The sequence below is a fragment of the Sphaerospermopsis reniformis genome, assembly GCF_005402885.1.
GTDB lineage: Bacteria > Cyanobacteriota > Cyanobacteriia > Cyanobacteriales > Nostocaceae > Sphaerospermopsis > Sphaerospermopsis kisseleviana.
This window is the reverse complement of sequence record NZ_BJCE01000070.1, coordinates 1-23,009: the sequence shown is the minus strand read 5'-3', so window position 1 is coordinate 23,009 and position 23,009 is coordinate 1. Positions and strand designations below refer to the sequence as shown.

The following is a 23,009-nucleotide window of genomic DNA, read 5'->3' as shown; positions in this document are numbered from 1 at the left end:
CTTTCAAAGTACCAGTTAGCAACATTGGAAATACGCGCCACCTGTATTTTACTTGTAGCATTGACGTAGCAGCAGAGAATTTTCCCCGATTGCTCCGGTGGTAGAGAATCTAATATTTGAGCCATAATATAATATTGAAATAGCACAAAATTTTATCAATGCTGTTGAAGATGCAATTTTTAAAATTATTGAATCCCCACAACGCTATCCAGTCACAGATCAAGATATTCATCGTTGCTTAGTTCGTAAATTTCCTTATGGTATCCTATACACCATAGAAGAAGAATATATTTTAATTGTTGCAATCATGCACTGTAGTCGAAAACCTAAATATTGGCAAGAACGATGAAAATAGATAGAGTCAAGTAAGTGGTTAAGAAGTCTGTTGTCATTCATATTGGATAGGTCTGCATAATTAGGAAAAAAATTTTGAAATTTCCTCCTGACTCCTGACTCCTATGCCCATGACTTACGTCACGCTGCGCGAACACGAAAAGACTTTCTCAGCAAACCCTAAGTAGATGGTGGGTTAAGCAAGAATTAACCCACCAGCAGCGTTTTTACACATCTGAAGATGCTTCTACTAACTTCACCGTCCTTTTCCCCACTGATACCTTAACTGATTGTTTTTTAGAGAATGTCAGACCATTTTCACCTTTATCTATAAAAATTGTATCTCCAGAAATAAAGGTATTTTCTAACAATTTGGTAGCGAGGGGGTTTTCGACTTCGCGCTGAATTGACCGTTTTAACGGACGTGCGCCATAAACAGGATCATAACCAGCTTCAACTAAATGGTCACAAGCTGCTTGGGATATTTCAAAGGAGATTTTTTGTTCTTTGAGTAGTTTTTCCACCCGTTTTAGTTGAATACGGATGATATGGCGCATTTCTGAACGACTGAGGGTATGGAATAGGATTAAGTCATCAACGCGGTTAAGAAATTCAGGGCGGAAGTGCGATCGCAAACCTTCCATCACTTTATTTCGCATCATATCATACTTTGAATCATCACCAGAAACATCAAGAATATGTTCGCTGCCGATGTTGCTAGTCATTACTATAACTGTGTTTCGGAAATCTACGCCCCTTCCTTGAGAGTCAGTAACTCTACCGTCATCTAACACTTGCAGCAGAATATTAAATACATCGGGATGGGCTTTTTCTACTTCATCTAGTAACACCACAGAATAGGGATGACGACGGATAGCTTCGGAAAGTTGACCACCTTCTTCATAACCGATGTATCCGGGAGGCGCACCCACTAACCGAGAAACTGAGTGTTTTTCCATGTACTCGGACATATCCAAACGCACCAAAGCATCATCAGAATCAAAGAGAAATTGAGCTAAGGCGCGGGCAAGTTCGGTTTTACCGACCCCAGTGGGTCCCATGAACAAAAATGAACCAATAGGACGAGATGGATCTTTCATTCCCGCACGAGCGCGACGAATAGCAGCGGAAACAGCAGCAACAGCTTCTTCTTGTCCAATAACTCTTTCGTGTAAATGGCTTTCTAATTTCAGTAATTTCTGGCGTTCTGACTCTAAAAGGCGGTTAACTGGTATACCTGTCCATTTGGCGACTATTTCCGCAATGTCAGCTTCGGTGACTTGTTCCCGTAGCAGGGTAGAACCTTGGCTTTGAATTTCTAATAACTGCGTTTCTTTAATTTCTCGTTCTCTTTGTACTCCTTCTAATTTGCCATATTTCAATTGAGCAGCTTTGTTTAAATCATAATCTCTTTCAGCTTGTTCAATTTGCACCCTGAGCGCATCTTCTTCTTTTTTTAAAGTGCTGATAGCTTCTAATAATTGCTTTTCTCCTTGCCATTGTTCGTTAAATGTTTGCTGTTTAACGGTTAAAGTGGCGATTTCTTGCTCTATTCTGTCTAAACGTTCCTTTGTTTGTGGTGTAGCTAGTTCTTCACCTGATAAGGACAGTTTTTCCATTTCTAGCTGCATCAAGCGTCTATCAATAGTTTCCAGTTCCGCAGGTTTGGAGGTGATTTCCATTTTTAATTTCGCTGCGGCTTCGTCTACTAAGTCAATAGCTTTATCAGGTAAAAACCGATCTGCAATATAACGGGCTGATAATGTTGCTGCTGCCACTAAAGCGGAATCGGAAATTTTAACGTTATGGTGTACTTCATAACGCTCTTTTAAACCCCGTAAAATTGAGATAGTATTTTCTACGGTGGGTTGATCTACATATACCTGTTGAAAACGACGTTCTAAAGCTGCATCTTTTTCTATAAATTTACGATATTCGTCTAAAGTTGTTGCACCAATACAACGCAATTCACCACGGGCTAACATAGGTTTCAGTAAATTACCCGCATCCATTGATCCTTGTTGGTTAGAACCTGCACCGACAACGGTATGCAGTTCATCAATAAATAGGACTACTTGCCCGTTAGATTCAGTAACTTCCCGGAGGACGTTTTTTAAACGGTCTTCAAATTCACCACGGTATTTTGCCCCAGCGATTAAACTACCAATATCTAAAGATATCAATTGACGGTTTTTTAAAGACTCAGGAACATCACCATTAACCATTCTTTGGGCTAAAGCTTCGGCGATCGCAGTTTTGCCAACGCCAGGTTCACCAATCAAAACCGGGTTATTTTTGCTACGTCTGGATAAAACTTGAATTACACGCCTAATTTCATCATCACGTCCAATAACCGGATCTAATTTTCCTGCCTTTGCTTGTTCTGTTAAATCCCTACCAAAACGTTTTAAAGCTGGTTCATTAAGATCCGCAGATTCTTTTTCTCCTGCTTTTGTAGAAACTCTTTGAGTCACGCGAACATTTTTAACAGCAGTTTCTAACTTAGCAATATCAACATTTAAACCTTTAAATATCCGTCTTCCAATGCGTTCATCTTCCGCAAAAGCTAATAAAACATGACCTTCCGAGATTTCCCCTTCCTTCATTCTCCCACGAATTTCTTCGGCTCGATCTAGAAGTAAATCTAAATTTCTTCCCAGATACAACTGATCACTTTTAGCTACTTTGGGCTGACGTTTAGTATAACCTTCTAATTGCTCCTGTAACCGAATCGGATCAATTTCCGCACGGGCTAAAATACCTGAAGTTACACTGCTAGATTCTTCTAAAAGGGCAAGAATTAAATGTTCTACTTCTAATTGTTGTTGTTGATAAGCGCGGACAATATCTTGAGATTTAATAACAGCATCCCAAGCTGTATCAGTAAATTTATTTGGATCTGTAGGCTGCATTTTTAAGATTTTAGATGTTTAGATTTTTAAGATTGACGATTTTAGGTTATAAATTGGTGATTGGCAAATAATCACAAGTTTATACAGACGATGGTGATGGTGGGACCAAGCCCACCCTACTCTAAGATAAGATACTTTAGACGAGAATTACTGACTAACCAACTGGGCTGGGGATTTTTCTGTTTCTGTTGTACCGTGAGTAGCCAGTTGAATCAATTCAACTTTATAACCATCGGGATCTTCGACAAAAGCGATCACTGTTGAACCGTGTTTCATAGGACCAGGTTCGCGGACTACCTTACCTCCACGGTTTCTAATTTCCTCACAGGTGGAGTAAATGTCATCTACTCCCAGGGCGATATGACCATAGGCGTTACCCAAATCATACTTTTCCACGCCCCAGTTATAGGTTAATTCTATCACAGTGTGGTCGCTTTCATCCCCATAACCTACAAAAGCCAGGGTAAATTCTCCACCTGGGTAATCTTTACGTCGCAGTAATTTCATGCCCAGGATATCGCAGTAAAATTGCAAGGATTTTTCTAGGTTGCCTACCCGCAACATTGTGTGTAATAACCGCATATTCACCATTTTGATTAACTATTATATTTTATATCTCATCCTTAGAGGATGTCTGACTTTTTCAAAAAACTGGGGATATTATTGTTACTTATTAAGTAAATTTTGTCAGTGCTTATGATATAATTTATTTTAATTTAGATGGAGGAAATCATCATGCTTTCATCACCTTTGATATTACATTTTCCCTCGTCAATGCCAATGACAGATGAACAATTTTTTGATTTCTGTCAGGAAAACCGTGATTTACGCATTGAGAGAAATAAATATGGAGAAATATCAATTATGCCACCAACAGGTTCAGAAACAGGGAATCGTAATTTTAATTTGTCTGGACAGTTATATGTCTGGTCTGAAAAAGATGGTACAGGAATTTGTTTTGATTCAAGTACAGGATTTAAACTTTCTACAGGTGCGGAACGTTCTCCTGATGCTGCTTGGATAAAATTAGAAAGATGGAATAAATTAACACCTGAACAACAGATAAAATTTGCTCCGATTTGTCCTGATGTGGTGATTGAGTTAATGTCCCCTTCTGATAATTTGCAACCTTTAAAAGATAAGATGTGGGAATATATGCAAGAACCAGGAATACAGTTAGGATTATTAATTGATAGAAAAAATCGGCACGTTTATATTTATCTTCCTGGGGAAGATGTAGAATGTTTAGAAAATCCTGATGTGGTGAGTTGTGAACCTGTTTTACCAGGGTTTGTTTTAAAGATGGGGAAAATTTGGTAGGTATAGATTTTTGTGAGGTTGTGCTAAAATTAATTTCACTTCAGATAGAGTAACTTATTATGCTTTCATCACCTTTAATATTACATTTTCCCTCATCAATGCCCATGACAGACGATCAATTTTTTGATTTCTGTCAAGAAAACCGTGATTTACGCATTGAGAGAAATAAATATGGAGAAATATCAATTATGCCACCAACAGGTTCAGAAGGCGGAAATCGAGAAGGTAGAATCATCCAACAAGTAATGAACTGGACAGATGAAGATGGTACAGGAATAGCATTTTCATCTAGTGCAGGTTTTAAACTTTCTACAGGTGCAGAACGTTCTCCTGATGCTGCTTGGATAAAATTAGAAAGATGGAATAAATTAACACCTGAACAACAGATAAAATTTGCTCCGATTTGTCCTGATTTTGTGATTGAATTAAGGTCACCTTCAGATAATTTACAACCTTTAAAAGATAAGATGTGGGAATATATGCAAGAACCAGGAATACAATTAGGATTATTAATTGATAGAAAAAATCGGCACGTTTATATTTATAGTCCTGGGGAAGATGTAGAATGTTTAGAAAATCCTGATGTTGTGAGTTGTGAACCTGTTTTACCGGGGTTTGTTTTAAAGATGGGGAAAATTTGGTAGGTATAAATAGGAAGATGCACGTTATTAGTTTTAGAATATTGAGGGAATATATAGAAAATCATGCAGATTCTCAGGAAGCACTAAACAACTGGTATAAGATTGCTAGTAAAGCTAAATGGTCAAACTTAATTGAAGTACAACAGGTTTTTCCAAAAGCTGAAGCTGTTGGTAACTTCACAGTTTTCAATATTAAAGGGAATAAATACCGATTGATTGTTAGCATAGATTATGAAGGACAATTAATTTATATTAAATATATTCTCACTCACCCAGAATACGATAAGGATAATTGGAAAAATGACCCTTACTTTTAATCCAGAAAAATACAAAGAATTATTAAACGCATATCTCCCCAGAATTATTAAAAATGAGGCAGAAAATGAACAAGCTTTAGCTATTGTAGAAGATTTAATGCACCGAGAACGCAGTCCTGAAGAAAATGAACTTTATCAATTGTTAATAACGTTAATAGAAAAGTTTGAACAAGAATATTATCAACCTGTTCAACAAAATAATCCTCTATCTCTGTTGTTGTTTCTTTTGGAGGAGTCTGGGAAAACTAAAGCTGATTTACAAGATTTTTTAGGTTTAGAAGGTGTGGTTGATGATATTTTGAATGGTAAGCAGACAATAAGTTTAGAAGTAGCTGAAAAGCTGGGAGATTTTTTTCATGTAGAAGCAGGTTTATTTCATGATTAGCTGGTATCTTAATCTTGTAAATTCTCTAAATCAGCTAAATCTTGTAATCTCCCTGATGCTTGTTTATTTAATTTCAAATTTTCTAAATCAATAAAATTAACAAAAATATTATCAATTTTTATCTCTATTCTGGCCTGATAACAGGTTGTAAAGTCTATTCCATCTGGTGTAGTAATTAAATCAATGCGATTAGGAGGATAACCTAATTGAATAATTTGATCAGCGCATTGGAAATCTTCAGCAGTTAAACCCAAACTACCAAAACCAAATTCCACTAATGCCTTCATCAGGTTTTCAGCATTTTCCTGACTCATTTCGATCCAAATATCAATATCTTTGGTATAGCGAGGGTGTCCATGAATGGCTACTGCATAACCACCAATTACTAAATACTTTACTTGATTATCGTTTAATAATTGTATAAACTATTTGAAATCTTGGTTCAACATTGTACTGGTATTGGTGATATTCCTGACGAATTTGTTCTAGTGCTTCTAAACGTTTTTGATATGATTGCTTCTGCCAATAATAAAAATCGCTTTTCTGTTGTTTTTGATTAATTTTAGTAACAACTTTTTCCATTATTCATTTCAATAAGGTGCTATCCATAAAATTATAACTCATGAGTAGCATCTTGCAAACCCCTGTATTTTATAAATCAATATTTCCGCTTTTCGCTTTTTCCACTTTCTCAACTTGCTTAGGTACTTCTATTGTGTAAATTTAGGTACAGTTTATCCTGCTATTATTTTAATCTCTTCTGGTGTTAATTCATAAAGTTGATAAACCATTTGATCAATTTCTGCTTCTAATGCGCTTGTATCTGCATTTGGATCTGCTTTTTTAGCTGTGAGAATTTGATCAACTAATTGTGTCAGAATGTCTTGATCAAGATTAGAAATTTGAGGAATAGGGATTTGTTCAAAGTATTGAGGTTTTACTTCAAGATAACCTCCACTTCTGACAACACAAATATTTCTCAAAAAATACCAAATTAGCCGAGAATTAAGGATACCAAGTAAATATTTTTCCTTGACACTTATTGGTAAAAATACTGCTGGTGCATTGAGATAAGTACCTGATTCATCAAAACAAAATTTATTTGATTTTTGCAGATTAGGAAATATAATTTTAGGTTGGGTAAACAAATCATAGTAAGCACAGTTTCTTAATTCCCACCAATATTGACCTTTGTCATATCTTTTTTTAGCTTTTTTCTGAAAATTTAATAGATGCTTAAAAATACTTGAGTATTGTTTTTTCATCCTTTCTAAAGCGTCATCTTCTGTTAGCTTACCAAAATTTAATTGTGTAGATTTACTGGCAAATATTATCATCCATTTATCAGCAGATGGAGTAACCCATTTTTTAATGTCTTTACCATCAAAAACAGGTTTTAATTCTGGATCATTAGACATTTTTTTATTAATGATAAAAGCCTCATTTAAACCAGTTAATATACCACGATAACATTTACCAAATATATCTATAATTCGATTATTTTTATTGAGTTTATTTAATAATTCTTGCTCACCATCATTTCTAAAATGCCATACCTCACCTAATAATGATTGATGAGAAATTCGACTAAAATGTTCGGGGTTAAAAAGATTTACCCTGTCATCATATAGAGTTTTATTAACTTTAATAAAATCAAAACTTTCATGAACATTATAAGATTTGGAAGCAAGAAAAATAATTGTATAAGTAGTAGCTTCATCAAATACAACTACGGAAGTAAAATCTAAATACTTTTCAATGGTAAAATTTTTGATCACAAAATCTCTTAGTATCTTACCAGCAGTTGTTTTATCATAAGTATTGTTAATAAAACAGAATTTACCTTGATTGGCTAAAATTGAATGTGAAACCTCATAAAAATAATAAAATATATCTCCAGCAGTAGCAAAGGTAGTAAATTTATTTTTTAGATAGATTTTTAAATATCCTAATTCTTCTGATCTAATATAAGGAGGATTACCAATTACTACATCAAAACCAATAAAATCACCATCATTATTTAATACTTCAGGAAACTCAAAACGCCATTCAAAAGCATAAGTGTAAATTTTGCCATTTTCTATTTCTTCAATCTCAACCCGTAACTTATCAATTTCATTATTTAACTGACTAATTCTTTGAACCCGCAGTTTTTTCTCATCTTCACTTTCTTCTAGTAATAAGGTTTGATTTTCCAGATTGTAAACTTCCCCCTCTAATTGTCTTAATTTAGTTTTATTATGATCACTTAATCCCAAAGTTGTTTTCAAATTACTTTTAATATCGTTAATCAATTTGTTCATTGCTCTTTTTTGTTCTCTATTTTCAGCGTTGCGGTAAGTTTGTACAGCATTTCTATAAATTTCAATACTGTAATTACTTTTATTTAAAGCAACTCGCAAATCAGCATCTAACGCAAAACGACTAATTAAAGAATTACCACATTTGATGTTAATATCAATATTCGGTAAAGTTTCCAGTTCAGTATAATTACTTGCGGTTTTATAATAAGCATTTTTCAAAAGTTCAATCCATAACCGCAACCGACATATTTTCACAGAATTGGGGTTAATATCCACACCAAATAAACAATTTTCAATAATCGTCTGTTTTTCATGAAATAGAGTTTCTTGTACTCGCTGACTTTCCTTATTTTTGGGATTATATTCAAATAATAAACCATCTTCATCGGTAATAATTAATTCATCGTTAACAACTTCTATCTGATATTCCTTTAATCTTTTACCTTCCCTATCAAGTAAAATTTTTAGTTCGCTTTTGATTGCAATAATTTCATTCAAAGCTGAAACTAAAAAATGTCCTGAACCCACAGCAGGATCACATATTTTTAAACTGTTAATAATATCATTAGCTGCTTTTTTATCCTCTATTTTATCATATAAATCATCAATAGTTTCACAATTCCAACCTTTAATATCATTAAACTTTTGGATAACCGCTTTTCTAATGGTTTCTCGACACATATACATAGTAATAAAACCAGGAGTAAAGAAAGAACCATCTTTATAACCGTTAATTTTCTCAAAGATTAAACCCAGTACAGCAGCATTAATTAATCTTTTATTCTCTTCCTGAATTTCTTCCCCGGTTTCACTACTAAAATCATAAGCATTGAGAAATTCAAATAGATATTCTAAAGTATTAATTTCACCGGTGCGTTTTTTTCCATTACTATCTTTTAAAATGGTAGAAGAGAAAATTTGTAAGTTCTCATTTCTGAGATTATTGATAAAAATAGTTACTTGTTCAATATCCGTCGGTTCAAATAGAGAACTATTCAAATAAGGAACATGAGAAAAGCTTTTTTGTACGGTTTGATTTCTTTCGTGGTGTTTACGAGCTAATACGCTGAAGAAAAGACTATTCAGATCATCATAATTTCTGACTTTCTGTAAGTTCAAAAATCCAAAGGATAAATCATTTTTATGATATTTAATTAATTGAGCTTCTAATAATTTCAAAAATAGGATTCTATTAATCCAAGTAATTGCTAATTCTAAACCCAGATTGAAAAGTTGTTCTTGGTAAGTTTCTCCAAATTGCTCTGGTTTCTCTAACCGAGAAATTTTATCTAAACTATCGAGTTGAATAATGGCATTTTCTATTAATGAACCAACGTTTCTTTCAGGTTCTTTTTTCCGTTGAATCAGTTTTTTACTACCTTCTTTAATTTCTATCAAACCGATAATATGTAATAGTTCGCTATAAAATCCTTTGTCTAGGGTATTGCTATCATTTGCAAAAGGTAATTTTAATAAGTTCATTTTTTCACACCTTGATATTGATTAAATTTAGTTTAACCAAAGCTAAATTATTCAGTAATATTTACAGATAAATTTAGCTTGTTTTTTTACAAATCTTATAATTTGTTCGGACACCATTTAATTTTAGTCTTAAATTGTCAGAATCAGATATTGCGTAGGTTGGGTTGACGTTAGGAAATCCAACATTGTTAAACATCTGTTGGGTTGTTGCTTAACCCAACCTACAAAAATTAATTAATATCAGAAGTTGGGGATATGGATAAGGTGATATTATCTAGAACTTTCGATAATTTTAATTTCCTCTGCTGTTAACTTATAAAGTTGATAAACCATTTGATCAATTTCTGCTTCTAATGCGCTTGTATCTGCATTCGGATCTGCTTTTTTAGCTATGAGAATTTGATCAACAAGTAAAGTAATAACTTCACCTTGTTTTTGATTAAATTTAGGAATGGGTATTTGTCCAAAGTATTTCCAAATTAATTGAAATCCATTTTGAATAGCAGTACAGTATTTTGAAATTAGCCACCAACCCATTTTAGAATTAAGTATAGCTAATAAAACTTTATCTGCTTTGGAAATAATCCACATAGAATTATTACAGTAAAGTCCTTGTTCATCATAAATAAAACATGGCTTTACCTGAAATGTTTGATACATTATTTTAGGCTTTTCAAATTCTTGATAATAATTTGAAGCCCATCTTTGCATAGCATACCACTCATATCTTATTCCGGTTTCTGTTGAGTTTCTGCGTTCCAGCTTTTCTTTATACTTTAATAAGTGATTATAAATAGCAGGATAATCTTCTTTAAAGACTAACTCAGCTTCAATAGATGCTCCTTTGATATTTGAATTTATATGTAAAGGAAAATGCCAAGGGATAAATAAAATGTAGTTTTCAATATTTGGGGTTAAATATTTCTCGATATTCCGACCTTGTAATATTGGCTTAATAATTTCTTTATTTCGAGAATTTTGACTTATTAACTCAATTCTTTTATTATTATCAATTAAAAATGCTTCAGTTAGACCTGTTACAATTCCACGAAATGCTTCACCATTAATATATTCAGCTAGTGAAACACATTTATTATTAATTATTGATAGTAGTTTTTGATCAACATCAGAAGAAATTACCCAAGTTTCATCATTTAAATTGTCAACATTTATTTTCTTAGAAATATTTTCTATATATTCTGCAAATTGATTACCATAATTAAGCGTTTTCACAGTAGCAGAAATAAAATTATCATGTTTATTCTGTTTTGAAGCATTCAAGATACAAGGATAAGTAGTAGCTTCTTCAAATACTTGAACATCACCAAAATCAATAATTTTTTGTAATTGATTTTCTAAAAGGTAGTTCCTCAAAGATTTTCCATAACCTGCTTGCATCCATTTATTAGGCATAATATAACAAAATTGACCTTTAGCTTTGAGAATGTTAAATGCTTTCTCAACAAAAAATACATATAAATCAGCAGTTCCAGAATAGGTAATAAAGTTAGTCTGCAAATAAGGTTTTTGATTTTTGATTTCTTCCTGTCTGATATATGGAGGATTACCAATAACGACATCAAAACCAACAAAAACACCATCATTATTCAAAACTTCAGGAAATTCAAACCTCCACTCAAAAGCATTATCATAAATCTTCCCACTTTCTATATCTTCAATCTCAACTCGTAACTTATCAATCTCATTATTTAACTTAGCAATCTTTTTCTCCCGTGCTTTTTTCTCAGCTTTAGTTTCCTCAAACAAAGAAGTTTGATTTTCTAAATTCTCAACTTCACCCTGTAACCTTCTTAACTTAGTTTTATTAGGATCACTTAATCCCAATGTTGTCTTTAAATTACCTTTAATATCATTAATTAACCTTGTCATTTCCCGCTTTTGTTCTCGATTTTCAGCGTTGCGGTAAGTTTGTACAGCATTTCTATAAATTTCAATACTGTAATTACTTTTATTTAAAGCAACTCGCAAATCAGCATCTAACGCAAAACGACTAATTAAAGAATTACCACATTTGATGTTAATATCAATATTCGGTAAAGTTTCCAGTTCAGTATAATTACTTGCGGTTTTATAATAAGCATTTTTCAAAAGTTCAATCCATAACCGCAACCGACATATTTTCACAGAATTGGGGTTAATATCCACACCAAATAAACAATTTTCAATAATCGTCTGTTTTTCATGAAATAGAGTTTCTTGTACTCGCTGACTTTCCTTATTTTTGGGATTATATTCAAATAATAAACCATCTTCATCGGTAATAATTAATTCATCGTTAACAACTTCTATCTGATATTCCTTTAATCTTTTACCTTCCCTATCAAGTAAAATTTTTAGTTCGCTTTTGATTGCAATAATTTCATTCAAAGCTGAAACTAAAAAATGTCCTGAACCCACAGCAGGATCACATATTTTTAAACTGTTAATAATATCATTAGCTGCTTTTTTATCCTCTATTTTATCATATAAATCATCAATAGTTTCACAATTCCAACCTTTAATATCATTAAACTTTTGGATAACCGCTTTTCTAATGGTTTCTCGACACATATACATAGTAATAAAACCAGGAGTAAAGAAAGAACCATCTTTATAACCGTTAATTTTCTCAAAGATTAAACCCAGTACAGCAGCATTAATTAATCTTTTATTCTCTTCCTGAATTTCTTCCCCGGTTTCACTACTAAAATCATAAGCATTGAGAAATTCAAATAGATATTCTAAAGCATTAATTTCACCAGTGCGTTTTTTACCGTTATTATCTTTTAAGATAGTACCTGTAAAAATCGGTAATTTCTCATTTCCTAAATTGCTAATTACAATAGTATCTTGTTCAAGGTCTGTAAGTTCAAACAAAGAACTGTTTAAATAAGGAACATGAGCAAATATTGTTTGTAATTTCTGGCTTCTTTCCTGTGGTTTACGTGCTAAAACGCTAAAAAATAGACTATTGAGATCATCATAATTCTTAACTTTTTGTAAATTCAAAAATCCAAAGGATAAATCATTTTTATGATATTTAATTAATTGCGCTTCTAATAATTTCAAAAATAGGATTCTATTAATCCAAGTAATTGCTAATTCTAAACCAAGATTGAAAAGTTGTTCTTGGTAAGTTTCTCCAAATTGTTCTGGTTTCTCTAACCGAGAAATTTTATCTAAACTATCGAGTTGAATAATGGCATTTTCTATTAATGAACCAACGTTTCTTTCAGGTTCTTTTTTCCTTTGAATCAGTTTTTTACTACCTTCTTTAGTTTCTACCAAACCGATAATATGTAATAATTCACTGTAAAAACCTTTATCAAGAGTATTACTATCATTAGTAAAAGGTAATTTTAATAAATGTTCTGGAGAAAATAGCTTAAACAGGGAAATTAACTTATGTTCATCTGGATGTTCACCAGGGTTTAAATATTGCTGATACTCTCGAATATCTAAATGTGTAAAGGTGATTTTATCGGCAATTTCATCAATGGTAGGTTTAGCAATTTCTTTATAAAAGAAGTCGGTTTTTTTATTGCTTAATCTTCCAGCTTCAAAATCTGTAAACTGCTGAACCAGGGTTTTATTTTCTATAAATGCTTTCTCAAATATATTAGCATCAAAAATGAACCATTCATAAATATTAGTCGCTATTAAATATTTGATTTCTAAATTTTTAGCTGTCAAACGTTCCCGCAGAAAATATAAAACTAATTCTTGAAATGCTTTGGTGTTTAAATTATCAACTTTGAGCATTTCGCTTTTATTTGTTGGTTTCTTAAATTCTAAAATTACACCAACAGTAGTTTTAGCGTCTTTACCATTATGAATCACTAAATCATTTCTTCCTTTGGTGTTTATAAAATGATTGGTGCTGTAATATGTGTTTTTTAAAAAATCACCAATCAGATTTTTATGAAACTCTTCTGATTCGGATTCGTTGATTTTATCAATTAAATTTTGTAGGTTCTTTTTGAAGTTCTCAATGTCATTTCTGTTGGGTTTAACTTTGAGAAAGGCTTTATTTAATGATTCTCTTGGTTGGATTTTATGAAAATTCATATTGTTCATTTTATGTAACGGTTTAACTATCAATTATTACTTGTTTTGTGATACTATACCATAAATAATTACAAATAGTATGTAACAAAAAATAAATTTATATAAACTTATTTTCCCTTATGTTTTCTAGCTCCTTATTTGTCGTAAGGACAATTTTTAACGCCTAACTACTTATAGCGATTTATAGCGATCGCCTTTCCAACTCTAGCCACATTGACTTCATCAGTGCGATACTTTCGGTAAGCTTCGCTAAGGCTTTTCTCATTCATAAATATTCAATCCTTCCAAACATCTCTTCAGGTGATAGCAACTCCCAAATTAATACTAAACCCTGAATAATTTGCCCAATAGATTTAGTCTGTTGAGAACAATAAACAATTCCCAAATGATTGGTATTGACTTGATGTAATCTCAAAAAATCAGTATCCTGAGTAAATATAACTCTTCCTTGAGATACCGAAAATTCTAATTGCACCTCATCAGATACAGAAATAAGTCCTTGTTCTGGAGTCGTGGTTACATAAATTCCCCGTTTGCGAAGTCCAGCAGCAATGGCATTACTGACATTTTCATCTAAATGAAATTTAATTTCTCTAATCATGACCTTTTTGAAGTTTCTGCTGAACTAAAGAAGGCGTTTGAGCTTTCATCTCCCTAGCAAATACTTCGTCATCTTCTATATCTTTTCTAATCTCTTCCAGATGGTCATAATAATAAGCCAATGCTGCATGAACATCAGCTAAAGTAATACTAGGATAATGATAGACAATTTCATCTGGTGACATTCCCATGCGTTCATACCAAATGACGATATTTTGTACTTTAATTCGATGTCCGGCAATGCGAGGTTTGCCACCACATATACCCGGCGTTATTTCAATATGATTAGTAATTACTGCTGTCATAAATTATCTGGTTATTTTTTAATATATTATATCTAAAAATAGCCATATAGCAGATATAGCGATCGCCCTTTCCACTCGATCCATTTTTCTATCAAAATAGCGATCGCTTCATCTTCCTAACGCAACTCACTTACCATATTCAATCTTTTTTGTCAATCCCCCTGATTCCTAACCTGCTAATAACAGCATCAAAATAGTTGAATCTCATGTCAGGAATTTTTGATAAATCCCTGGCTTTTTTGCAGGTTCTTATTTTTGTGTGTTCTGAAACTCTTACCAGTGAGGGTTTTCAATCTGCTGCTTAAAACCCTGTTTTGAAAATAGGTACAATAAGGCAAATTACAAATTCTCTTAAATCCTACCAGATGCCTGAAAATATTGCAATACCGTTGATAAATAAAAATAATTCTCAATTAAATATTAAGAAAATATAAAGGAAGAATTTTGAATAGTTATGTATTTTCAATCATTAAACTGTTAAAAAATAAGATTATATTATTGATTCCCGAAATAGAGAGTTAGCATCATTAACACTTGTGTAATTTGACAACAATCTGCAATCTTGTTATTGTAAAAGTTTTTATGTATTTAAACAACACCCTAAATTAAATTCTTTCTTCCTTTGCGTCTACCCTGCGGGATCTCCTGAGGGAGATTGCGCGAAACATTCCTCAAAGAATACTTACACAAAAGCAACCTTACACATCAACCTCCCGCATCAATGGAAAACTTCTTTAATCTCAGCCTATTTTTCCCCAGAAACGCATAAACTAACGGTTGGTTTAGCACTAAACTGAAAAGGTAAGCTAAAGTTGATATTTTTGATTTAGTAATGCCACAGTACGATTTATTTCATAATCAAGTTAAAAATGCCCTCACTAAAGATGGATGGACAATTACTGATGATCCATTTATATTAGAATATAAAGGTTTGCGTTTATACGCTGATTTGGGAGCAGAAAAGTTATTTGCAGCCCAAAAGATGCAGCAAAAGATAGTAATTGAAATCAAGGTTTTTAACAGTCCTTCTTTAATTTCAGAATTAGAAAAAACTCTAGGACAATACAATATTTATGTTAGTTTAATAAAAAGGATTAATCCAGAACATAAATTATATTTAGCAATTCCTGAAGCTGCTTATCAAGACTTTTTTCTCAAACCAGCTATTCAAGATATTTTAAGTGATCAACAGCAGATTAATTACATTATTTTTGATCCAATTCTGGAGGTAATTGTACAATGGATAAGTTAGAAAAATACAGAAAAATTATAATTAGTGTTGTCGGAAATCACGCTAAGTATAAACCTAGTCATGGTCAAATTGAGGCTTTGTGTATTTGTGATCAAGAATCTGATAATTATTTGTTAATGGATACAGGTTGGGATAAAACAGGTAGGGTTCATGCAGTGGTGTTTCATTTGCGAATTATTGATGGTAAAATCTGCATTGAATGGGATGGTACAGAAAGGGGAATAACTGGGGAATTATGGGAGTTAGGAGTAGAAAAGGATGATATTATTTTAGGGTTTATTCGTCCTGAATATCGGCAGTTTACAGATTTTTCTGTGGCTTAAAACACAGCACTTACTAGGGTGCGTCAGATGTCAAAAATCTGTTTATCTGCAAATTTCACGGTTTATCTGCAAATGCCATACCGCAATTGGGACAATGAATATCAAAGCTACTCCAAACAAGTCATAGGCTATTCTATGGTAATTGCGTTTTTATGCTTACTAGCAACTAAGATTTGCTGTAACATTAACTTGACTATGGATATTGTCAGCGTTCAAGCATTGTTGCTGAAAGTATTTATACTATTTTTTACATTCATATAATATACAACTGTCTGTCTTCTTGGGCAACTATACGGTTAAAGGCTTAAAAAAAATTAATCTTTCCTTTGAGTTGACTCAAACTCGGAAATCTTCTTTAATCTCACCCAATTTTCCGTTAAAAACGCATAAACTAACGATTGGTTTAGGACTAAACTGGAAAGTCTTAACTATCAAACATAAGGAGAAAGCAGGAATGACCAAATATCTAGACACCGCCATTGAAGCCATTGTAGCCCGCGAAATCCTCGACTCACGGGGTAGACCTACCCTAGAAGCAGAAGTACATTTAGCTGGTGGTGCAGTCGGACTAGCACAAGTTCCTAGCGGTGCTTCCACAGGCACATTTGAAGCACATGAACTGCGAGATGGCGATAAAAGCCGTTATGGTGGTAAAGGAGTCCTCACGGCGGTAAAAAATGCCAATGAGATATTAGCGCCCAAATTATTAGGGTTGGATGTTCTCAACCAAGAGTTGTTAGACCGGACTATGATTGCTACAGATGGTTCACCTAACAAAGCTAATTTAGGCGCGAATGCGATTTTAGGAATTTCTTTAGCAGCAGCTAAAGCAGGTGCAGCAGCGTTAGATATTCCCCTTTATCGTTATTTGGGTGGACCTTTAGCAAACTTGCTGCCTGTACCTTTGATGAACGTGATCAACGGGGGAGCGCACGCTGCCAATAATGTAGACTTTCAAGAGTTTATGATTGTTCCTATCGGTGCGCCTTCTTTTAAAGAAGCTTTGCGTTGGGGTGCGGAAGTTTTTGCCACTCTCAGCAAAGTTTTGGATGATAAAGGTTTGCTAACTGGTGTGGGTGATGAAGGTGGTTTTGCACCTAACTTAGAATCTAACCAAGTGGCTTTAGAATTGCTGGTAGCAGCCATTGAAAAAGCTGGTTACAAACCTGGGGAACAGGTAGCTTTAGCTTTAGATGTGGCTGCTAGTGAGTTTTACAAAGATGGGCAATATGTTTATGATGGTAAACCCCATAGCCCCGTTGAGTTTATTGATTATTTAGGGCAGTTGGTGGATCAATATCCTATTGTTTCCATTGAAGATGGTTTACATGAGGAAGATTGGCAAAACTGGCAATTACTAACTCAGAAAGTCGGTTCTAAGGTGCAGTTAGTTGGTGATGATTTGTTTGTTACCAACGCCACCCGCTTACAAAAAGGCATCGAACAAAAAGCCGGTAACTCGATTTTGATTAAGTTAAATCAAATCGGTTCTCTCACTGAAACTTTGGAAACCATTGATTTAGCTACACGCAACGGTTTCCGTTCAGTTATTAGCCATCGTTCCGGTGAAACCGAAGATACAACCATTGCAGATTTAGCAGTAGCAACTCGCGCTGGACAAATTAAAACCGGTTCTCTCTGTCGTAGTGAACGGGTGGCTAAATACAATCGCTTGCTCAGAATTGAAGATGAATTAGGCGATCGCGCTATCTATGCAGGTAAAGTTGGTTTAGGACCAAAGTAATTGATAATTGACAATTGATAATTGTCAATTGTCAATTGTTATGGATAAAACCCAACTTTGGGTAAACCCAAGGTTTCATCCCAACCCATCATAATGTTCATACATTGTATGGCTTGTCCTGCTTGACCTTTAATCAAGTTGTCAATGGCTGACATGACGATCACTCGCCGGGTTCGGGGGTCAACTTCTATACCTATATAACAGGAGTTACTTCCACAAGCCCATTTGGTTTGGGGATATGTGCCGCTATTACAGATTTTCACCCAAGGGGAATTACGGTAAAATGCGGTGTAAATTGTAATTAAATCATCACGCACTAAACCCGGATCTCGCAAGGTGGCGTAAACGGTGGCTAATATTCCCCTCACCATTGGGATTAAATGAGGTGTAAATTGTACTGTAACTTCGTGTCCGGCTAAATCACTGCAAATTTGCTCAATTTCTGGAGTGTGCCGGTGACGGGCGACGTTATACGCAGCTAGGGAGTTATCAGCTTCCGCTAACAAAAGATTGATTTTACCTTGTCTTCCTCCTCCAGATGTCCCAGATTTAGCATCAATGATCGCTGTTTCTGGTATAATTAAACCTTGTTTCAGCAGTGGGGCAAGGGCGAGTAAACTGGCTGTGGGATAGCAACCAGGACAACCGATGAGATTGGTTTCGGCAATGCGATCGCGGTACAATTCTGGTAAACCATAAACTGCTGTTTTGGCAATAGTGCGATCGCTTCTTTCTGTTCCATACCAAGTTGTATAAGTTTTTAACTCACTGAAACGATAGTCGGCACTCAAATCTAATACTTTACAGCCTTTTTCTATCAGTTTGGGTGCAATGTCACAGGCTAAACCGTTGGGTAAAGATAGAAATACTACTTCACATCTACTAGCAATCAGTTCTGGATCTACCGCTTCAATGTTGAGTTGAACTACACTCCCCAAATGGGGATAAAGATCCGCAAATGTTTTCCCGGCGCTGCTTTCGCCACCTAAATATACTACTTCTACTTCTGGATGATCCATCAGGAGTCTGACAAGTTGCACTCCGCCATAACCTGACGCGCCAACAATGCCAACTGGTACGCGTCTTAAATTACCCATGTTATGAAATCCTTATCCGCTTTTGGTTAATCTAATATTAGCTATCATCAATCAGGTTGTTAGCCAATTGGTGATAACTGAATTATTATTGAACTTTCGCTGCATTGTATAGCAAATATCGTATTTTGGAGAAGGCAGGAGGCAGGGGGCAGGAGGTAAAACACCCTTGCTGCTTGATAGCATAGCGTGGTGTAAGCAATTTTTTGTGTATTTTCTCGCTTTCTAGTTTAACTCAATTGTTGTGATCACTTAATCTAGAAAAATATTTACAACTGCACTTAGATAGAATTATTATTTTAACTGACAAGCTATTACCTGTATTTTTTTAGAGTGTACTTTTTATAGCAAATAAATGTACAAAACCTTTAACGAAAACCCAACGCATCCAAAACGTGCCTTACAAATATGGCAAATTTTGATCAGCAAAGCAGTGAACCGCCAAACTTTAACCTATAAAATGTTAGCTGAAATTCTTGGTTTTCAAGGTTCAGGGACTTTAGCTCCCATATTGGGACACATCATGTATTATTGTCAGCAAAATAAACTTCCACCCTTAACAGTTATAGTAGTTAATCAAACAACTGGACTGCCAGGAAATGGTTTGATTACTACAAATAATATTCATGCTGAACGTGAAGATGTTTTTAACTTTGACTGGTTCGCTATTTACCCGCCTTCTCCTAATGAATTGGAAACCGCTTATAAATCTGGGAATTGTCAAATATGACTACTTATAAACAAATCCAGGATTACATTAAAAATAAACATCAGGTAACAGTAAAAACCTGTTGGATTGCTCATGCAAAAGAACAGTTAGGACTTCCACTTAAACCATCTAAACGTAGTTCTGAAGGAAAACCAAGAGTTTATCAATGTCCTGAAAATAAATTGTCATTAATTAAAGAAGCTTTTGAATATTTCCATGATTTATAAATTTTAAATCAAAAAAATCAAAAAAATCAAAAAAATCAAAAAATATGAAGAATGAAATTGTCATTGTCCGCACAGGTATTCCTCCCCAACAACTAGATAAATATGTTGATGATGAAACAAAACTGCATGAAGCACCGGAAGGTTTACGCACATTAGCAATTTTAGGAAAAACATTTTACTGGACATTGAACTTAGAGCGAGTTCAATCTTGTGCTGAGGTACATATCTATAACTGGGAAGGAAATCAACGGATTGTTGCCCCGATTTTACCAGAACAATGTTACTCTATTGATATGTTTGGAAAATCTAGAACCATCATTGCTTTTGATACTAAAGCTGTTCGTTTTGAAAATGTTGATCCTCCTCGGAAATTTGGGCGAAGTTCCGCATTTTATGAATAGCGATAGATAAAAAAGCAGAAGCATCTAACACAGATTTATTCACTTAAATACTCCTGTCTGCGTTCCTGAATAAGTTCATCTACCAAACTTCTATCAGGTGATTTATCTTTTAATAAACCTCTTAATTTTTTAACTTGTTGTTTGAGACTGACTAATTGCAGTGTTCCATTATCTTCAAGAGTTAAAATATACCCATCAACATCCATCGGTTTTCCACCCAAAACATAATTCTACAGGAGAACTCAAATCATGCAACTAGAAGACTACTTTAACTTTCTTAGTCCAGAGGATATTCGTTTAAAAGGCTCTCGCATTGGTATAGAAACCATTTTATATGAATATATTTATCGTGCCAGGACACTGGAAGAAATTAGCCAAATGTTTCCGAGTCTGACCATAGAACAAGTCTATGCGACTATTTTGTATTATCATCACGAAAAAGAAAAAGTTAGTCAGTATATAGCCGACTGGCTAGAGTGGAGTCATAAAATGCGAGAGGAACAGCGTAAAAACCCCCATCCTGTAGTACAAAAATTAATGGAAATTAAAGCAGTATAAAAAGCCCAAGCATTACATGACAATACAATATCTCAACTCCTGACTCCTGACTCCTGACTCCTGATCGCTCTAGTTTCGATAAACAGGCTACAATCTAAAATAAGAAATTGTTAAAAAAATTTACGTTGGTAGCTAGAATTTCCTGTGTCACAGTCCAATAATAACCAAACCTTTAAATTTGATTCTATTGATGCCGCTTTAGCTGACCTTAAAGCCGGTCGTTCTATTGTGGTGGTAGATGACGAAAATCGCGAAAATGAAGGTGATCTGATATGTGCTGCCCAGTTTGCCACCCCGGATATGATTAATTTTATGGCGGTGGAAGCTAGGGGTTTGATTTGTTTAGCGATGACAGGCGATCGCCTGGATGAACTTGACCTTCCCCTCATGGTCAGCAACATCACAGATACTAACCAAACCGCTTTTACCGTCAGCATTGATGCAGGTCCCCATTTAGGAGTCAGTACGGGGATCTCTGCTGAAGATCGAGCGCGTACCATTCAGATAACTCTCAACCCTGCTACAAAACCCGAAGATTTGCGCCGTCCTGGGCATATTTTCCCGATTCGGGCTAAAGCTGGGGGTGTGCTGAAGCGTGCAGGACACACAGAAGCGGCAGTTGATTTAGCGCGACTAGCAGGATTATACCCTGCTGGGGTGATTTGTGAAATTCAAAATCCTGATGGTTCAATGGCAAGATTACAACAGCTAGTTGAATATGCCAAAGTCCATAAACTAAAAATTATCAGTATTGCGGATTTAATTAGTTATCGTCTGCAAAATGATCGCCTGATTTATCGAGAAATTGTCACTAAATTACCTACCCAGTTTGGACAATTTAATATTTACGGCTACCGTCACACCTTGGACAATACAGATCATGTGGCAATTGTCAAGGGTGATCCGGCAAATTTCGGTGATGAACCTGTAATGGTGCGGATGCACTCAGAATGTTTGACCGGTGATGCTTTGGGGTCTTTGCGTTGTGATTGCCGAATGCAGTTAAAAGCCGCATTAAAAATGATTGAAAATGCCGGTCAAGGTGTCGTAGTTTACCTACGTCAAGAAGGCCGGGGTATAGGTTTGATCAACAAGCTTAAAGCCTATTCTTTGCAGGATATGGGACTGGATACGGTAGAAGCAAACGAGCGTTTAGGTTTTCCTGCGGATTTGCGAGATTATGGCATGGGGGCGCAAATTCTCATGGATTTGGGTGTTAAAAAAATTCGCCTCATTACTAATAATCCCCGTAAAATTGCGGGTGTGAAAGGCTATGGTTTGGAAGTTGTAGATCGTGTACCTTTGCTGATAGAATCTAATGATTTCAATTCCCGTTATCTAGCTACAAAAGCTAAGAAACTGGGACATATGTTGTTACAAACTTATCTGGTGACAGTAGCATTAGACTGGGAAGATGAACCGGAATCTGTCACCAAACGTTATGAACGTTTAGAGAAAATCAGACATTTAGCAAAAGATAATCATTTATTGTTACAGGAAGAAGCGCGACCTTTAGGAATTGCTTTATTTGATCAACCATCATTAACTGTGCATTTGGGATTTGATCAGCCAAATGTTGCTGATGCTAATTGGTATCAACAAAAAGGACATCCTTACTTGCAAGCGATAGGGCAAATTTTGGATAATTTACTAGATTTACCCTATGTGCAGAAGTTAGAATTTCTGATTTCTGCTGGTAGTGATCCTTTGAGTAATTTACAAGTACAGTTAGATCGGCAGGTTTTTGGGAAAGAAATTAAACCTTCGTCGTTAGGCGATCGCTTGGAGACACAACAGATTTATAGTTTTAGTAAGTAATTCGTTGTATATTGTTGTATCTTCAAAATAGCTCTGGTTTTATCCCCGGAGCTATTTATTTTTATTGATTTATTCTGTATGCTTGAGTCATAAGCTGTTGTGCAGCTAAATCGAATAAACAGCATTACCTTTATTTTTAACTTTGCGCTCCCATTTAATAATAAGACCTCCTTCGTTTAGCAATTTATTTAATAATTCTTCTAACTGTTCTACTGAT

The 23,009-nt window shown here is 34.5% G+C and carries 24 protein-coding genes; 13 read left to right on the top strand and 11 right to left on the bottom strand.

The window, feature by feature from the left end; genetic code table 11:
* Positions 1–125 (bottom strand): DUF1830 domain-containing protein (locus FFR48_RS12065; RefSeq protein WP_137667402.1); only part of this gene is annotated, 125 nt, incomplete at its 3' end.
* An 8-nt stretch (positions 126–133) separates the two neighbouring features.
* Between FFR48_RS12065 and FFR48_RS12060 the strand changes: the two genes are divergently transcribed.
* A complete protein-coding gene (locus FFR48_RS12060) occupies positions 134–349 on the top strand; it encodes a type II toxin-antitoxin system RelE/ParE family toxin (RefSeq protein WP_137667527.1) in 216 nt (71 codons plus the stop codon).
* 211 nt (positions 350–560) lie between these two features.
* Here the strand turns inward: FFR48_RS12060 and clpB are convergent, their stop codons facing one another.
* Together clpB and gloA are read right to left on the bottom strand one after the other, a co-directional pair.
* Complete coding sequence (clpB, locus tag FFR48_RS12055) at positions 561–3,245, bottom strand: ATP-dependent chaperone ClpB (protein WP_137667526.1); 2,685 nt, start codon at positions 3,243–3,245, stop codon at positions 561–563.
* Between the two features lie 147 nt (positions 3,246–3,392).
* Positions 3,393–3,827 (bottom strand): lactoylglutathione lyase, encoded by a 435-nt coding sequence (gene gloA, locus FFR48_RS12050; protein WP_096566329.1) that lies wholly within the window; start codon positions 3,825–3,827, stop codon positions 3,393–3,395.
* 153 nt (positions 3,828–3,980) lie between these two features.
* Here gloA and FFR48_RS12045 point away from each other — a divergent pair, with 153 nt between their 5' ends.
* From FFR48_RS12045 to FFR48_RS12030, 4 genes are read left to right on the top strand one after another with little or no spacing between them, the layout of a single operon-like run.
* Complete coding sequence (locus tag FFR48_RS12045; protein WP_096572594.1) at positions 3,981–4,565, top strand: Uma2 family endonuclease; 585 nt, start codon at positions 3,981–3,983, stop codon at positions 4,563–4,565.
* A 59-nt stretch (positions 4,566–4,624) separates the two neighbouring features.
* Entirely contained in the window at positions 4,625–5,209 is a 585-nt protein-coding gene (locus tag FFR48_RS12040) for a Uma2 family endonuclease (protein ID WP_137667525.1), read from the top strand.
* Positions 5,210–5,223: 14 nt separating this feature from the next.
* Positions 5,224–5,523, top strand: a complete 300-nt coding sequence (locus FFR48_RS12035) for a type II toxin-antitoxin system HigB family toxin (protein WP_096572595.1) — start codon at positions 5,224–5,226, stop codon at positions 5,521–5,523.
* A complete protein-coding gene (locus tag FFR48_RS12030) occupies positions 5,507–5,908 on the top strand; it encodes a helix-turn-helix domain-containing protein (protein ID WP_096566331.1) in 402 nt (133 codons plus the stop codon). Before FFR48_RS12035 ends, FFR48_RS12030 begins: the two co-directional genes overlap by 17 nt.
* 8 nt (positions 5,909–5,916) lie before the next feature.
* Here FFR48_RS12030 and FFR48_RS12025 read toward each other — a convergent pair whose 3' ends face one another.
* The 6 genes from FFR48_RS12025 to FFR48_RS12000 form a co-directional block, all read right to left on the bottom strand.
* A complete protein-coding gene (locus FFR48_RS12025; protein WP_307722520.1) occupies positions 5,917–6,270 on the bottom strand; it encodes a hypothetical protein in 354 nt (117 codons plus the stop codon).
* A 40-nt stretch (positions 6,271–6,310) separates the two neighbouring features.
* Positions 6,311–6,490: a hypothetical protein gene (locus FFR48_RS12020; RefSeq protein ID WP_137667523.1), complete on the bottom strand. Its 180-nt coding sequence runs from the start codon at positions 6,488–6,490 to the stop codon at positions 6,311–6,313.
* 152 nt (positions 6,491–6,642) lie between these two features.
* Entirely contained in the window at positions 6,643–9,693 is a 3,051-nt protein-coding gene (locus FFR48_RS12015; RefSeq protein WP_137667522.1) for a type IIG restriction enzyme/methyltransferase, read from the bottom strand.
* A 270-nt stretch (positions 9,694–9,963) separates the two neighbouring features.
* Entirely contained in the window at positions 9,964–13,761 is a 3,798-nt protein-coding gene (locus FFR48_RS12010; protein ID WP_137667521.1) for a class I SAM-dependent DNA methyltransferase, read from the bottom strand.
* 265 nt (positions 13,762–14,026) lie between these two features.
* Positions 14,027–14,362, bottom strand: a complete 336-nt coding sequence (locus FFR48_RS12005; protein WP_137667520.1) for a DUF5615 family PIN-like protein — start codon at positions 14,360–14,362, stop codon at positions 14,027–14,029.
* Complete coding sequence (locus FFR48_RS12000) at positions 14,355–14,666, bottom strand: DUF433 domain-containing protein (protein ID WP_096566341.1); 312 nt, start codon at positions 14,664–14,666, stop codon at positions 14,355–14,357. Before FFR48_RS12000 ends, FFR48_RS12005 begins: the two co-directional genes overlap by 8 nt.
* Positions 14,667–15,498: 832 nt before the next feature.
* On the opposite strand from FFR48_RS12000, the gene FFR48_RS11995 reads away from it, so the two are divergent.
* The 3 genes from FFR48_RS11995 (at position 15,499) to eno (ending at position 17,985) form a co-directional block, all read left to right on the top strand.
* Entirely contained in the window at positions 15,499–15,918 is a 420-nt protein-coding gene (locus tag FFR48_RS11995; RefSeq protein ID WP_096566343.1) for an element excision factor XisH family protein, read from the top strand.
* Positions 15,906–16,241 carry a XisI protein gene (locus tag FFR48_RS11990; RefSeq protein WP_096566345.1) on the top strand — a complete coding sequence of 112 codons (336 nt, stop codon included), beginning with the start codon at positions 15,906–15,908 and terminating at the stop codon, positions 16,239–16,241. Before FFR48_RS11995 ends, FFR48_RS11990 begins: the two co-directional genes overlap by 13 nt.
* A 454-nt stretch (positions 16,242–16,695) precedes the next feature.
* On the top strand, positions 16,696–17,985 hold the full coding sequence (eno, locus tag FFR48_RS11985; RefSeq protein ID WP_096566347.1) for a phosphopyruvate hydratase: 1,290 nt from the start codon (positions 16,696–16,698) through the stop codon (positions 17,983–17,985).
* Positions 17,986–18,023: 38 nt separating this feature from the next.
* Here eno and argC read toward each other — a convergent pair whose 3' ends face one another.
* The gene (gene argC, locus FFR48_RS11980; protein ID WP_096566349.1) at positions 18,024–19,082 is read right to left on the bottom strand and encodes an N-acetyl-gamma-glutamyl-phosphate reductase; all 1,059 of its coding nucleotides are present in this window, start codon (positions 19,080–19,082) and stop codon (positions 18,024–18,026) included.
* Between the two features lie 352 nt (positions 19,083–19,434).
* Between argC and FFR48_RS11975 the strand changes: the two genes are divergently transcribed.
* The 3 genes from FFR48_RS11975 to FFR48_RS11965 are packed head-to-tail and all read left to right on the top strand — an operon-like array spanning position 19,435 to position 20,416.
* Positions 19,435–19,809 carry a hypothetical protein gene (locus tag FFR48_RS11975; RefSeq protein WP_096566351.1) on the top strand — a complete coding sequence of 125 codons (375 nt, stop codon included), beginning with the start codon at positions 19,435–19,437 and terminating at the stop codon, positions 19,807–19,809.
* Entirely contained in the window at positions 19,806–20,015 is a 210-nt protein-coding gene (locus FFR48_RS11970) for a hypothetical protein (protein ID WP_096566353.1), read from the top strand. The genes FFR48_RS11975 and FFR48_RS11970 overlap by 4 nt, the downstream gene beginning before the upstream one ends.
* A gap of 44 nt (positions 20,016–20,059) precedes the next feature.
* Complete coding sequence (locus FFR48_RS11965; protein ID WP_096566355.1) at positions 20,060–20,416, top strand: hypothetical protein; 357 nt, start codon at positions 20,060–20,062, stop codon at positions 20,414–20,416.
* 35 nt (positions 20,417–20,451) lie between these two features.
* On the opposite strand, the gene FFR48_RS11960 is transcribed toward FFR48_RS11965, so the two are convergent.
* Positions 20,452–20,637, bottom strand: coding sequence for a hypothetical protein (locus FFR48_RS11960; RefSeq protein ID WP_137667519.1), 186 nt, complete (start codon positions 20,635–20,637; stop codon positions 20,452–20,454).
* Positions 20,638–20,665: 28 nt separating this feature from the next.
* Here FFR48_RS11960 and FFR48_RS11955 point away from each other — a divergent pair, with 28 nt between their 5' ends.
* The gene (locus tag FFR48_RS11955; RefSeq protein ID WP_137667518.1) at positions 20,666–20,974 is read left to right on the top strand and encodes a DUF433 domain-containing protein; all 309 of its coding nucleotides are present in this window, start codon (positions 20,666–20,668) and stop codon (positions 20,972–20,974) included.
* A 144-nt stretch (positions 20,975–21,118) separates the two neighbouring features.
* Positions 21,119–22,792, top strand: a complete 1,674-nt coding sequence (gene ribBA / locus FFR48_RS11950; RefSeq protein WP_137667517.1) for a bifunctional 3,4-dihydroxy-2-butanone-4-phosphate synthase/GTP cyclohydrolase II — start codon at positions 21,119–21,121, stop codon at positions 22,790–22,792.
* Positions 22,793–23,009: the final 217 nt, after the last annotated feature.